This window comes from Shewanella frigidimarina, assembly GCF_003797125.1.
Taxonomy (GTDB): domain Bacteria; phylum Pseudomonadota; class Gammaproteobacteria; order Enterobacterales; family Shewanellaceae; genus Shewanella; species Shewanella frigidimarina.
In genome coordinates this window covers 144,159-157,588 of record NZ_RKKE01000001.1, presented here as the reverse complement: position 1 = coordinate 157,588, position 13,430 = coordinate 144,159, and the positions used below count along the sequence as shown (strand labels likewise).

Annotated in this window: 11 protein-coding genes and 2 pseudogenes; 7 read left to right on the top strand and 6 right to left on the bottom strand. The window is 39.7% G+C overall.

Going from position 1 to position 13,430, the window contains the following annotated elements; genetic code table 11:
* Positions 1 to 47: 47 nt before the first annotated feature.
* Both EGC86_RS00655 and EGC86_RS00650 read right to left on the bottom strand, forming a co-directional pair.
* Positions 48 to 1,673 carry a hypothetical protein gene (locus EGC86_RS00655; RefSeq protein WP_123776319.1) on the bottom strand — a complete coding sequence of 542 codons (1,626 nt, stop codon included), beginning with the start codon at positions 1,671 to 1,673 and terminating at the stop codon, positions 48 to 50.
* A 4-nt stretch (positions 1,674 to 1,677) separates the two neighbouring features.
* A complete protein-coding gene (locus EGC86_RS00650) occupies positions 1,678 to 2,157 on the bottom strand; it encodes a hypothetical protein (RefSeq protein WP_123776318.1) in 480 nt (159 codons plus the stop codon).
* 996 nt (positions 2,158 to 3,153) lie between these two features.
* Between EGC86_RS00650 and EGC86_RS00645 the strand changes: the two genes are divergently transcribed.
* The 4 genes from EGC86_RS00645 to EGC86_RS00630 all read left to right on the top strand — a co-directional run bounded on the left by EGC86_RS00645 (position 3,154) and on the right by EGC86_RS00630 (position 5,884).
* Positions 3,154 to 3,375 carry a hypothetical protein gene (locus tag EGC86_RS00645; RefSeq protein ID WP_123776317.1) on the top strand — a complete coding sequence of 74 codons (222 nt, stop codon included), beginning with the start codon at positions 3,154 to 3,156 and terminating at the stop codon, positions 3,373 to 3,375.
* A gap of 217 nt (positions 3,376 to 3,592) precedes the next feature.
* Entirely contained in the window at positions 3,593 to 4,297 is a 705-nt protein-coding gene (locus EGC86_RS00640; RefSeq protein WP_123776316.1) for a hypothetical protein, read from the top strand.
* Between the two features lie 790 nt (positions 4,298 to 5,087).
* On the top strand, positions 5,088 to 5,357 hold the full coding sequence (locus tag EGC86_RS00635; protein WP_123776315.1) for a type II toxin-antitoxin system TacA family antitoxin: 270 nt from the start codon (positions 5,088 to 5,090) through the stop codon (positions 5,355 to 5,357).
* Positions 5,354 to 5,884 carry a GNAT family N-acetyltransferase gene (locus tag EGC86_RS00630; protein WP_123776314.1) on the top strand — a complete coding sequence of 177 codons (531 nt, stop codon included), beginning with the start codon at positions 5,354 to 5,356 and terminating at the stop codon, positions 5,882 to 5,884. Before EGC86_RS00635 ends, EGC86_RS00630 begins: the two co-directional genes overlap by 4 nt.
* A gap of 331 nt (positions 5,885 to 6,215) precedes the next feature.
* On the opposite strand, the gene EGC86_RS00625 is transcribed toward EGC86_RS00630, so the two are convergent.
* On the bottom strand, positions 6,216 to 7,529 hold the full coding sequence (locus tag EGC86_RS00625; RefSeq protein ID WP_123776313.1) for an ATP-binding protein: 1,314 nt from the start codon (positions 7,527 to 7,529) through the stop codon (positions 6,216 to 6,218).
* 368 nt (positions 7,530 to 7,897) lie between these two features.
* Here EGC86_RS00625 and EGC86_RS21195 point away from each other — a divergent pair.
* From EGC86_RS21195 to EGC86_RS00610, 3 genes and pseudogenes are all read left to right on the top strand, one after another.
* Positions 7,898 to 8,161 (top strand): annotated as a pseudogene (locus EGC86_RS21195) (IS66 family insertion sequence element accessory protein TnpA); the annotation flags it as partial.
* A gap of 513 nt (positions 8,162 to 8,674) precedes the next feature.
* On the top strand, positions 8,675 to 8,956 hold the full coding sequence (locus EGC86_RS00615; protein WP_123776312.1) for a helix-turn-helix domain-containing protein: 282 nt from the start codon (positions 8,675 to 8,677) through the stop codon (positions 8,954 to 8,956).
* Positions 8,956 to 10,259: pseudogene (locus EGC86_RS00610) on the top strand (type II toxin-antitoxin system HipA family toxin). The gene EGC86_RS00615 and the pseudogene EGC86_RS00610 overlap by 1 nt, the downstream one beginning before the upstream one ends.
* 211 nt (positions 10,260 to 10,470) lie before the next feature.
* Here the strand turns inward: EGC86_RS00610 and EGC86_RS00605 are convergent.
* The 3 genes from EGC86_RS00605 to EGC86_RS00590 form a co-directional block, all read right to left on the bottom strand.
* Complete coding sequence (locus tag EGC86_RS00605) at positions 10,471 to 10,887, bottom strand: helix-turn-helix domain-containing protein (protein WP_123776311.1); 417 nt, start codon at positions 10,885 to 10,887, stop codon at positions 10,471 to 10,473.
* On the bottom strand, positions 10,884 to 12,233 hold the full coding sequence (locus EGC86_RS00600) for a type II toxin-antitoxin system HipA family toxin (protein WP_123776310.1): 1,350 nt from the start codon (positions 12,231 to 12,233) through the stop codon (positions 10,884 to 10,886). Before EGC86_RS00600 ends, EGC86_RS00605 begins: the two co-directional genes overlap by 4 nt.
* A gap of 779 nt (positions 12,234 to 13,012) precedes the next feature.
* Positions 13,013 to 13,339, bottom strand: coding sequence for a hypothetical protein (locus EGC86_RS00590; RefSeq protein ID WP_123776309.1), 327 nt, complete (start codon positions 13,337 to 13,339; stop codon positions 13,013 to 13,015).
* Between the last annotated feature and the right edge of the window lie 91 nt (positions 13,340 to 13,430).

The following is a 13,430-nucleotide window of genomic DNA, read 5'->3' as shown; positions in this document are numbered from 1 at the left end:
GACAAAAATAATCACATATGTCTCGCGAAATGTGATCGATATTAAAACTAAACATATTTGATCTCTTTTAAATTAAAGCGCACAGGAAGTGTGTTTAAAAACGCACTCATCTGTCTTGTGCTGGCGGGAAACAAGTGGTCACTGCCTAAATGTTCGCCATACGAAGAGTGCCCCATGAGTCGATCGATTTGGTGATTCGTTAATTTGACAGGGGTAATACAAGTCAACGCACATTGGCAGAACCGGTGACGCAACATGTAAGGTTCTTTGTTTGGTATTCTTGCATGCATAAAAATTTTAACTGATTGTGCACTTAATGCAGTGGGGTTACCGTTGTGGTCGAGCAGATACCAAAGTAGCTCTGAGTGAACAGCTTTTGGTAGACGCGATATCAATGCTTGTTGAAGGACTAAATAGTGCTCAACTTGTTGCTTGAAGTAGTCACCAAGAAAGAGTGGACGTAATCGCCCTTTGTCCTTTATGCAAACCTGTTGATTGTTAAAGCTACGTCGTTTCTCGATGGAAATCGCATGATGAGGGCGAGCTCCAGACAGTAGAATGAACAATAAGGCGAGATGATTTGTGCAGAGGTTGTAGTAGTCAATGTGGGTTGCGAGTGTCGCACTTTGAGTTGGCTTAGATGCAAGGATTTCTTCGTGCAAACGTTTGAACCCGTCTGCAACCACATGTTCTTCGATCATTCGTATACTGCCTACCGTGATTTCTTCGTTAATGCCAATCTCACGATCTTCGTCATAGCTCGTATGGTGGTATTCATGTCTAATTGACTGACTCTTGAGCGCATCAGGAATACTATTTGAGTCAATGACATTGAGCAGGTGAACTTTACTTTTATAGCGTTGACTTCTTGAAGCGTTATTTTTTTTGATAGAGCGATCAAAAATAAGCAACTCGCTCCAACCGAGTGTGTTTGCCTGTTTAACGAGACGGCTTAAAAACCGCTCCTGTGCTTGAAATATTTGAGCCCGGATTTGACCACTGTCTAGCTCTTGATAAGCACTTGCACTTACATGGTGCAATTTATCAATAGGCAAAAGTACATTTTTAGCAATGTTCCGTAAATAATTATCAATGAGTACACAATGAGTAAAATACTTGAAAAAGCTCTGTTTTACTGCAGAAGGGAAGCCTCTGATAATATCTGGTTTTGACCATTTGGTGTTTATTAGCCCAAATAAGTTATTCTTATCTTTTGGGGTTAACCAAGGGGTGCCATATGACATCTTTGACAAAAAAGGGTTGAAAATATGATGCAGGCTTGGCGGGATGGGCTGCCACCGATAGATCTGATCATCATTTGGGGTATGGTAAAACTGTGCATATTCTGTCCATGACCGATTTCCATATTTCACATTGCGAAAAGTATGTGCTTTACATACAGCCTCTGCGGTGACCTTGATACAATCAGGAATAAAATCACTTTCAGCTTGAGCCTCTCCATCAGGCTTGACTCCAATATCATCAAGCTGATGTGTCAACCACAGATATAAGAACACAATAAAAAGTCTTTCTTGATTGTCGTATTTCGTACGGCTGCTTTTAAGCTGATGGCATAATTTGACTAATGTTGTGATGATTTTGATTTGATCAGGCATCACTCCGCCGGAATTTAGACGACGATTGCGTTTTGCTAATGAAGTTTTTTTAGTCATAGTGTTAAATCCTTATAGCGCTGGGAGACAGTTGTGCGAAATGGGCGAGTTGCTTTTTAGATAAAATGGGTATTTCAGCTTGTTTTGCGGCCTTAATTCGATGACAGAGTAGATTGGGGAGTTGTTTAAAGTCGATATATAACACCGACGGTTTGAGTATATTTAAGGTGCTAATGACGTGTCTAACCTGTTTTGGATCTTTAAAGTTTACGAGCGTCACTTCGAATTTATTGAAAAGCGGGTGCAGCCTTAAGTGATGTAAAAAGGGCATTGGCATAAGTAATAAGGAGTCACCATTCTCATCTTGAAAAACGGGTACAGGAGTTGTATCTAACAAGGTTTGAATATCTCCATAAGATAGGGTCGTGTAGTCTGGGGGCGCTGGTAACTTTCTCTTCTCATTCATTAGCAACGACGTAAGCAGTGGGTGTTGTTGTAATGTGAGTGAGTTGAGGGGCACTTTTTTAAATTTTTGATTTTTCACGATGAACTTCCTATGCAATTAAACTCTGTTTTATTTTTTTAGTCCGTTTCTGGAGCCTATTTTTTTAGTGAATATTACTCGTCTGGGGTAATGCTAAAAAATTTGCGTCACATGTTTTAAACACTCGATATGTCATATCGGTGCTCTGAAAGTTACGATACACTTCAACATTTCAACTTTTTCCCGTTTCAGGTGTCGTTTGGGACGCTGAACTAAATTTATTTTGTAAATCATTGAATTTAAGTTGTTTTATTTTTCTTGAAATCGGGTTTTTCGGCGGAATTTGTGAGCCGAGTCACAAATGTTGCCTTTTTGACGGGGGGAGTCTGAAATTGCCGTATTTCAATATCGGTGTAAGTCGTTACTTGTGTCTGACGAAATAAAAAGGGGTCGTGAATGTTCATTGATTAAAAACTGAGATGAGATGGCATCCTAGGAATCAACTTTCATTTTACTCTACAGTTTCATCTGGCTGATCCAATCTTTTGAGTCTTTCAATTGTTGTGGCACTCATGCTGTTTTACATCATTATCTATGATGAACTCGATAAGATTAGGTCGTTGTGAATGGTATATAAGTGTCCCTAACACAGATTTAATGAAGTTAGCTCCGTTTCAGGTGTCGTTTGGAACATTTAAACGATTATTTTAGTTTTTTGGCTTTGTGAGGAGTTGAGGAGCAAAGTGTCTATAACACAGATTTAATGAAGTTTGCCCCGTTTCAGGTGTCGTTTGGGACGCTGAAACAATTATTTTTCATTTTTTAGAGGTCATGAACAGTGTAAAAGGTGCACCTAACACATATTTTCTGTAGTTTGCCCCGTTTCAGGTGCTATTTGGGACATTGAAACGAATATTTATCATTTTTTAGGGCTGGTTTGCTCTGTTTAGGTAACACAACAAACTATCGACATTAACGATAATTGAATGAAATTGAAGGTTGATGTTATTAAAATAAACTTGTTACTTGAGACGGCGTTACCGTCAGGTGATGACATTGAACGATAAACTGGCAGGGCGAATTTTTGGTCATTTTAGTTGTGAGGGCAACGATGGTCATGAGTGTACAGAAATGGAAAGAATGTCGAAGGAAGTGCTTGGGAGCAATTTACCTAGTGATGCAAGTGACACTATAAATCAGTTAAAAGAAACCTTCGGCCCTAACAAAATAGATTGTTCTGTCTATCCAAGACCAATGATTTACGGCATTAGGAAGTAAGTATCGGTATTTTTGATTTGAAAATAGTTAACTTTTTTCAAATTAACTTTTATTAAATCGTTAAGTGACATCAAGTTCTTAATTTGATTGCTAGGTTTGCCCTAAAAAGTAGTCATTTATTATCTTCATACAGTTCTACAATAATCGCATAATCTTTTTAGTTGAGGTGTAAAAAGTGTAAAGTAGTTTAAGATTCAGTTGTTGTTCGAGGTATGCCATGACTAAATTTAAAAATAAAACCCAAGATTTTGAAAATGAAGTAAAAAACACACCTGAACGTGTTAACGTTCAACATGACGCTCTTACTGGACAAATTGAATTATCGGTAAGTGCAGTGCCTCAGGCTATAGCTTCATTCTATGCACATTCATTTTATACACAAAAGGGTGTCCCTCCGAGTTTTAGTGTTAATGATAATTCTTCCAATAGGCGAGAAAAACAAGTTAGCACTCGAATTGACAATTTAGAGAGAGAAAATCATTCTTTAACCATTCAAATTGAAAAATTGAAGATGAAACTAGAACCTTATGAGCGTGACATGAGTGAGCTAGAGCAGCTAAATGACATAAAAAATGCTTACTTAAAAAATATGGTGCAAAGCACTGTCCTTGGCGGCATGTTGAATTGCACCAGGCAAAATATTAATCGCCTTCGAAGAGAATATAAGTTAATCGCTGTAAATGGTAAAAATGGCCATTATTTCCCTACATGGCAGATAGATCCATCTGGTCAGTTATATGGATTTATTGATAAGGTGATTAGTATCATTGGTGTCGATAATCAATGGACGCAAATCCAGTTTTTTCATACCCCCTCCAACTTGTTAGAAAAAATGTCTCCAATAGCCTATTTGGCAAAAAGTGATGCAAAACATGATTTAGTCGTCAAAGCTGCCGAGCATTATAACGAACAGTCATATTAATCGAGATGATTAAGTTCAGGATTTTAAGTTAGGTTTCCAAGAGCTACATTTATTTCTAAAATATCCCTAAACAATGTTAAAACTGAAGCTTTAGAAGAGGGTGCATGCTTGTTTCGCTGCCATAAATCTGCATATCTATGGGGGTTATAATGATATTAAACTGGAGGTGGATTTAATGGTGGACTTCCAGTGCTTAATAAAAATAGGTACCCAAATATGAGATTAAAAATTTTGGTACATGTTACTTTGCTTTGTCAATTCAAGGCGGGGTGCGCGAACCCATTTTTCGCCATGCTCATTTGAAAACCGTTTTTTTTGTTGAAAAATCAATACTAATCTCTAGGAAAATGACTCTGCAGTGTGTTCCTGTAGGCACTCAATTAAATTGAGTAGATTTAGCAAATAGCGCAACACGGATAGCGTTAGGTACAGGTACACAAATTTTTAGTTCACCCAATTACAAAGCTTGTAACCTAGGAACCGTTATTTTATTTCCACAACGTTGATGGGATATTTTTTGCGTTTTTTATAAAGAAGCCAGTTAAGAACTAACATATTTATGCCCCTTTATTCGCTAAAGTGTAGTAAATACTCATTCACATGTTGTTAATGTGCATTTGCCATACTAAGAGTTATCTGAACTCAGCTCCCGACGAATTAATGCATCTCAGTGTCGTATCGAGATTATTACGCTTTTTATAATCCGTAATCTTTCCGTACAAGTTGAATGTGTTCAATGTTTGAACTATAATCTCTTCGTTACGGAATACGTCCGTACACTGGAGGAGTTATGGCAACAGCACGTTTAGATATCCGTCTTGATGAAGAGATAAAAGCGAAAGCAGAAAAGGCATCAGCATTGCTTGGTCTGAAAAGTTTAACTGAATATGTAGTTAGGCTTATGGACGAAGATGCAACAAACGTAATTGAGAAGCACGAAGGTATCGTGGTTCAAGATAGTGTCTTTGACGCATTTATGGCTGCTTGTAACAAAGCAAAATCGCCAAATCAAGCTTTGTTGAATGCTGCAAAATTCACAGATGAGAGCGGTATCAAGTGAGTTGGGGTAAAGAGTTCGTAGAACTTAGTAAATCATATCACGACCGCAATTCATTCGACTGTGGTGAGCAAGAGCTAAATACATTTATCAAAACTCAAGCAGCAAAGCATATGGAAGCAGGTATTAGTCGAACAATGATTCTCCCTAGTGCTCAGCCATTGCTTAATCAGAAGTTTGCAATATGTGCATTTTACAGTGTTGCGCCTAGCTCAATCAATCGAGAAACCTTACCAGAGCAACTAGCAAAGAAACTTCCTCGATACCCAATTCCAGTGTTTCTTTTAGCTCAGTTAGCTGTGCATAAGGAATTTCACGGCTCTGGGCTAGGAAAAGTCAGTTTAATCCGTGCTCTGAAGTACCTTTGGGAAGTTAACCACCATATGAGGGCTTATGCTATTGTCGTGGACTGTCTCACTGATCCAGCACAGGCATTCTATACAAAATTTGGCTTTGAAGTATTGTGTGAACATAATGGACGCATTCGCATGTTTCTACCAATGAAAACGATAGAAAGACTTTTTAACTAATGAGTTAATAATTAGGCAGTGCTTAATCCTGAACTCGTTGTAGATCAAGGCTGCATGACAGTAAGCTAGCGCGTCCATGTTCTGGTAAGAGCTAGTTAATCCTGTTAGCTCAAAAATGTCCAAAAGTGAGAGGGAAAATGATCAAGCTTTATTATCAAAAAATGACATTCGTTCTCAAATAAATTATCAAAGTTTTGGGTTGTTACCGTTGATGATGACATAAATTTTTATTATGGTCGTTCATAAGTGTCGAATGGCAGGCATCAAGGTCTACAGATTGTCACCTATAAAGTAACTTTGTGTAGACCTCGTGATTCTAGGCAACGCTCTTTTACAATCTCTGTGGTAAATACTGGGTGAAATACAAGGGCATCACGATATTGGTTTGCTCTAACGCTGATGAGCCTTGTGTGCCAGTTAACTTAAAGGTTTTATTTGGATCACATTTCTCAACGTAGGATGCCAATGATTTTGCTCTTGTACGTTTGCCACTTTTGACTTCAACAGGGATGATATTTCCTTCATCGGTTGCCAAAATAAATTCGATTTCGGCGCGGGCGTCATTCCATGAATAACTTGGGTCAACGCCAATGGCAGTGAGCTCTTGTTGTACAAAGTTTTCTGCCACATAGCCTTTGTATTCGTAGTTTTGTTGCTTAATCTCTTTATAACTGCTGCCCAGCATATGATTGAGCAGACCCACATCAAACATAAACAGTTTAACCATATTTACTTTTTTATAGGCCGCCAGAGGTGATTTCGGCAATCCTTCAATAGGGTAGTTTGGCAAGGCTAAGCGGCAACAGTTAAGCCAATGAATTGCGGTTTCAAAATCGCTATAACGAGATTTACGTTCATGCACATGTTTAAATTTAAAGCGTTTAACGGACTCATCGCTCCCAATTGATAACTGAGCTGGAATGCTATTAAACACAGATTCAATCAGTGTGGCATCGACCTTGCCCGCATACTTACCAAAATCTCGGCGATAACCTTCAACTAAATCGGCATGAATTTTAGTGACTTTTTCAACACGCTCTAAAATGCTTGAATCTTTTAACTGATACCAAGCCGAAACGGCTTCCGGCATACCACCGGTAAAAAAGTAGTCTGTTAGTTTATCCATCAATTTCGTGTGCACTGCCGGTGTGCTTGCTTGACTATCAAACGCTTTGATCAGTGCTTGCTCGCTTGATGCGTAAATAAACTCTTGGAAGGTCAGTGGTCGTAAATTGTATTGTTCAACCTTGCCCACAGGGAAGGCGTTGAGCAAACCAATGTTCGAGCCGCTAGCTGCGACAAAGTAGGACGGTGCTTTTTCGGCAAAATACTTAAGCGAAGTAACGGCACGTTCACATTCGCCAATTTCATCTAATATTAGTAGATCGGTTTCTGGGTTGAACACCTGATTGGTCAACAGCTCAATGTTCATTAATAGCTCATCAGGTGACAGTGAGCCATCGAACGCTTCTTTGTAGGCGGGATTTTCAAGAAAGTCGATACGCAGGATGTTGGCAAAGGTGTTACCAAACAACTCTTGCAGCAGATAGGTTTTACCCGTTTGTCTTGCGCCATCGATCAATAGTGGCTTGCGCACAGGTTGTTTTTTCCATGCTATTAGGGCGTTGAGTAAGTTGCGCTGCATTGTTATTTCTCGCCAATTAAGGTCGTTAACGACCTATATTATAACTCACTTCACACTTTTATGCGCATAAAAGTGTGATTTTTAACATTTTTATGCGCATAAAAGTGCTTTCTGGATCTATTTCATGCATGTTACTCTTTATTTAATTTTGAAAGAATGGATTTCATAGTAAGCGGTAAATGAAGCAGTGAAACATTAATCCAAATTGCTCAAATCAACATTCCACGGTAAGCATCCGGGCAAGTACATCTTCTGTAACCCGTATTGGTTTCCTATATTAACGACTGACTATTACATCAGGAGTTAATATGTCTAAACGTTCAGATGAGGATTGGGCTGCTTTGATACAGTAACAATCCGCCAGCGGCTTAACTATTTCACATTTTTGCCGTCAACATAAGCTTAGTCTAAGCAGGTTCTACGCCCGCAAAGCGGATATGGCTAAAACAAGTAGTCCAAAGGTTATGCCGTTTGTTCAGGCCACAGTAGCCTCGCCGACGGTGATGACAACTCAACCTAGTGCTTCATCCCAGGATATCCATTTTCAGCATCAAACTGGTTTATTGTCTTTCCCCAGCGCATTACCCCCACACTATCTGCTTGAGATTATAAAAGGCCTGCAAGTATGTTGATGTTTTGTGAGCTTCCCTGTGTTTATCTGCATCGCGCACCGGTGGTTTTCGTCAATCGATAAATGGCTTAGCCATCATCGTTGAGCTGTTACCGTCATGACCTTGTTTGATAGTTACATGACGGTAAATGAAGGTTTATAACCCTATGTAAAGGTTAATAATTTCCTACTCTATATTCTGAACCTGAATGTGGTGCAGGTTTTAATTTTAGATTTTATTCAATGGGTTATTGGTGTTTTGTTTTGTGGTAATTACATTTAGTCACCACTTTAGTACCACTTTGATTGGTCTGTAAGTTGATATTCTTATGGGCAAACTCCCCCTTGGTATTTTTTTTTATTCATTCATATTTTTTGATCAGTCTCTTTTATGGCAACACGCGTTAGTATGTAATTACATCTTTAACGCCTATAGCGTGTAAAGATTGTTTTAACGGTTGTAGCGTGTAAAACTTGATTTACCTGCTATAGCGTGTAAAGTGATATTGGAACTGTTTATATAGGTAAAGTGATTATGAAGGTGACGAACTCAAAGCAGCTTAGCGCGTATCTTAAAGATGTGCGGCTAAATATGAAGCTATCGCAAAGTAAAGCAGCTAGTAAGGTCGGCATTCGTCAGGATACGGTTTCTAGCTTTGAGCAGAACCCTGACTCTACTAAAATAGAAACGCTGTTTAAGATATTATCGGCATTAAACCTTGAGCTAGACATTAAGGTTAGAAACCCAGAGTTAGGGGGTGAGCTTGTAGGTGATAAAGCCATACCGACTGAGCAAGAATGGAAGGAGGAGTGGTAATGGCTATCCTTGATGTTTATATGAATGGTTACCTAGTCGGAGAGTTAACTAAATCGACCACAGGCTCCCATCTGTTTAAGTATGAACAGCAATGGTTAGATACCTCTAACAGTCGTCCCATCTCTTTGTCTATGCCACTGCGTAAGCAAGCGTATAAAGGTGATGAGGTTTACAATTTCTTCGATAATCTACTCCCAGATAATATAGAGGTGAGAAACAGAATTGTTGCTCGCCATAATGCTCAATCGACCCAAGCGTTCGATTTATTGGCTAAAGTCGGCCAAGACAGTGTCGGTGCATTGCAACTCGTACCGCATGATCAACAGCCGTTTGATATTAAAAAGATTGAGTCTAAACCCTTATCGGACCAAGAATTGGAAAGAGTGTTAAAGGGTTATCAGTCGGATATTCCACTAGGCATGTTAACCGATGAAGATGACTTTCGAATATCGATAGCAGGTGCCCAAGAAAAAACTGCCTTACTTAATCTAGATGGACAGTGGCGGCTTCCTATTAAGGCGACCCCGACAACGCACATCATTAAGCTACCCATAGGTTCAATACCGAGTCATTCACATACTCTTGATATGTCTGACAGCGTTGAAAATGAATACTTATGTATGATGATTGTGAGGGAGTTTGGCTTAGATGTACCGCAATGCTCGGTCATTAAAGTGGGTGATGTTAAAGCGCTTGCTGTGGAACGCTTTGACCGTAGGCTCTCATCTGATGGTAAATGGATTATGCGTTTGCCCCAAGAGGACTTTTGCCAAGCATTAAACATTCCGCTAGCGAGAAAATATGAAAGCCACGGCGGCCCCGATATTGAGCAGATTATGTCATCTTTATTAGGCTCCACCAATTCAGAGCAAGATCGAGTTAACTTCATGAAGTCTCAGGTACTGTTTTGGCTATTAGCGGCAACCGATGGTCACGCTAAAAATTTCTCACTTTTTATTGAGGCGGGTGGTGGATATCGACTAACCCCTTTTTACGATATTTTATCTTTGTATCCTGTGCTCGGCGGTAAAGGGTTAAATATTCGCGATGCAAAGCTGGCTATGGGGCTCAAAGCGACAAGAAGTACCAAATAGCACAGATCTTCCCAAGGCACTTTATTCAAACCGCAAAAGCCGTTGGCTTTGATACTGCAACTATGGCGGACATCATGAATGAGATAGCCAATTCAGTTGACTCAGTCATCACTAAAGTTAAATTACAATTACCTCAAGATTTTCCAGTGCATATAAGGGATACAATTCTTGATGGCTTACAGGATAGATCTAGACGACTACTTAAATAGCAATTGGCTTCTTGTTTTAAAGACTAGGTTGCTTTTTTTCTCAGTTCCCACACCAAACTTTGATTACTAACCCAGAAATTCCACCAGGTGGAAAATGGCGCAGTGCTTGTCTTCACTGCTTTCAACCTTCCTCTTAGCAGCGACTGAAGGTCCTAGGAACTCGCAAGCTCGCCTGAGGACGGGCTTAGAAGTGAAGCGCCCTGCTAGATCCCTACAAATTATCATCCCGGTATGCTTTTGCGCCAGAACCATCAGTTGCGCTTTGATAACTGATGATTTCACCCTGTAAAAACTTATCTCTTGGTAAGACTAATAACTCCAGTCCAACCCCCCTTAGGGCTTTGCCTAAAACTAATGCGCTAGCTTTCGATTTATCTCCCTCAATCTCAGATAATGCCTTCCTTGTAATGCCAACCATTTTGGCATATTGCTCTTGATTAGCGAATAGCATTTCAGTACGCAACCTTTGCAAAGCCTTACCCGTCGTGATCTGACTGGTAATAAGCTCAATGCAAATACTTTTCATAAGCTCATCTTTGACAGAGCTCGGCAATTTTTTACGCTTAGCAGCAAGTGGTAGTCGGCCATGACGATTATCTTGGGCTAACATTTTGGCCTTTTCTGTCATAGTAGTTTCCAGGTTTTGAATTTCTTCTCTAAATTTTCATACCCCATACTTGGGAAAGAGAGAATAGACTGGGGAACACCTCGGTTTCCCAGCCTTTGCTTGAGTTCAACTAATTCTATTGCTGTTTGAGCCAATGCATCTAAAAGGGCTTTTGGCTCAATAAGATCTGCAAGACTATTAGCGATTTTAACAAAGTCATATTGTCCACCTAATTCAAGGCCCGCCCCCCATATAAAAGTCCTTGATATCACTTCTGGATCGGCTTTCATGGGGGCAAAGTCGTAGATAGGCGCGAGGGATACGCGATTGTTCTGCTTGATGAATGACGTATTACGACCGTGATTATCGGAATTACCAAAAGCAATATTAAGCAAGTCCCTGCGAACCCACTCGATAACAAACGCTGCTATTCCATCCTCTGCATCGAGAAACGTTGTTGTTTCACTGTTATCGCTTTTTAAAGTAAACACTTCTATCAAAGCGCGGATCACCTCGCCATGCTCCATCATAGTCGCTGGAGCAATATCTAAGACAGAGTAAACTGACTCCATACCAAGCAATTGCTGTTTATTGCCTATTGTTGCAACATCGAACCTTGGCAACCAAAGTGATGGACCTCGCTCGCTCTCTATCAACCGCATTTCATCAATGGGTATAGTATCGAAACCAAGCGCGTTAAGTTCGTGATAGAAGTGAAACTCAGCCCTTAAAATATCGTGGTCGATACTTGCGCTTCCTCTTGGAAATTTAACTAAGTATCGGGTGTCTATATTGCTTGGATTATCTTGAAAGGTATCGATCCACACTCTGTCATCTGGATCACAACGAAGAAGTAATTTAGGCGCCGCACCACCAGCACCAGACGCACCGCCGGCAGCGGCTCCATTGGCCTGTGCGTATTCGATAAAGTCGACTTCAAGCCTACAGACATCCTCAACGCTAAACGTTACTGGTATTGGGTTAATAATAATAGCAGGTACCGACTCTTTCACCCTGATATTGCCTATCGGTGCGATAGTACCTTGAGATAACAGGATAAAATTCCTGGTAAGCTTATCTTCATCGAGCAAGCGCAGTGTTCGTAGCCAATATTTACGACTTGAGCCTGCGGGAATAATGTCATCTAAAAAACGAAACCAGTTTGTATTATTTCGATAGGGCATGGTGTCGTTTGGCAAAGTGACGCTGGTTGCGGTTTCTGCAAAATCATTATAGTGTGCAAACACATGATCTGTTTCATAGTCCAGTCGACAAAAGCTTGAATCAAGGTGTTCTGCAAACTCGATAGTCGCAACATCATGCCACTCAAAAGCGTAGTTAATTTGAATTGTAATTGCTTTAGGCATAATGCATCCATTTCGGTTCAATAAAGAGTGTAAAACTAATTTATTGAAACAATATTAGCACATAAAATAGCTATTACACTATTTATTGACACGATTTATGCTCAAAAAGTCAAGCGCCATTTTGTGACCACAGAACGCCCTAAGTAAAAGAGCGTGATCCTAGGAACTCGTAAGCTCGCTAGAGGACAAACTTCATCTGCTAGGCCTTTTCCTTTGTATAATCTATCAGGCAGCTAAATGTTATAACGTGCTTGAGTAATACACTGCTGTGAGGTTCTCTAATTGTCAAAAACGGATAGTATATTGATGGGTTGCATTGCCGACTGGACAAGCAAAATATCCATCAGACCAAAAAGTTTTCTCCAACCAAAAATTGCTTTTTAAGGTTCGGATATCTACTCCAATTTATCTGTTGGTTTGCTGCTTAATTCTTCTAACATGCTGCCCAACAGCATATCTTGGCGATATCCTCAAAAGAATATGTATATAAACTCGCCAACTTCACCATGCAGTAGTTGCTTTCGATATTAGACGTCAATTAAGTTGTTCTTTGAGTCGAAAAAACGATTGGTGAGTTGATGATGTATTTTAACATATCAATGTTGAGTCACTTCGCCTTTCTTGATGTGGTTTGATATATATTAGTTGATTTGTGATATATCAAGGCGTATCAAATATGAATGATGTAACTGAACAAATACAGAAAAGCTTATGAGAAGCGAGTGCACGCCAAAGGGGTAGTTAAAGAGAGCTAAGTGCCAGATCTGGTGTCCTCAGCTCTAGCTCAAGAATTGCTCTTCATACTGGCAAACAATGTCAACTAAATTATCTAGTTCATTTCCCAGTCCTGTATCAGGTTTTGCATTCCATAATTGTTCAATTCGCTTCAAGGCTAGCTTATGCTCGGCAGCATTCGAGATCTGGCATGCAGTCAAAATATCTCTGACACCAATACACAAATCTGAGCTTTTTTTGAGAAAAATCGCTTTATCTTTATCTACTACTTCAAAAATATTATCGAACATTAACCCCTCGCAAGCACCTAAGTCTGGAGCATTTGCTATGTTACTTCTTAACGTGTCCTTAGGTATCGGCTTTTTGTTCATGATTAGGTATACCCATTTAAAATGTGTTTTTCATCCCGTAGTGACATTGTCATTTTAAGCATGATCTAAAGTGATGTTAACCACTGTCCAG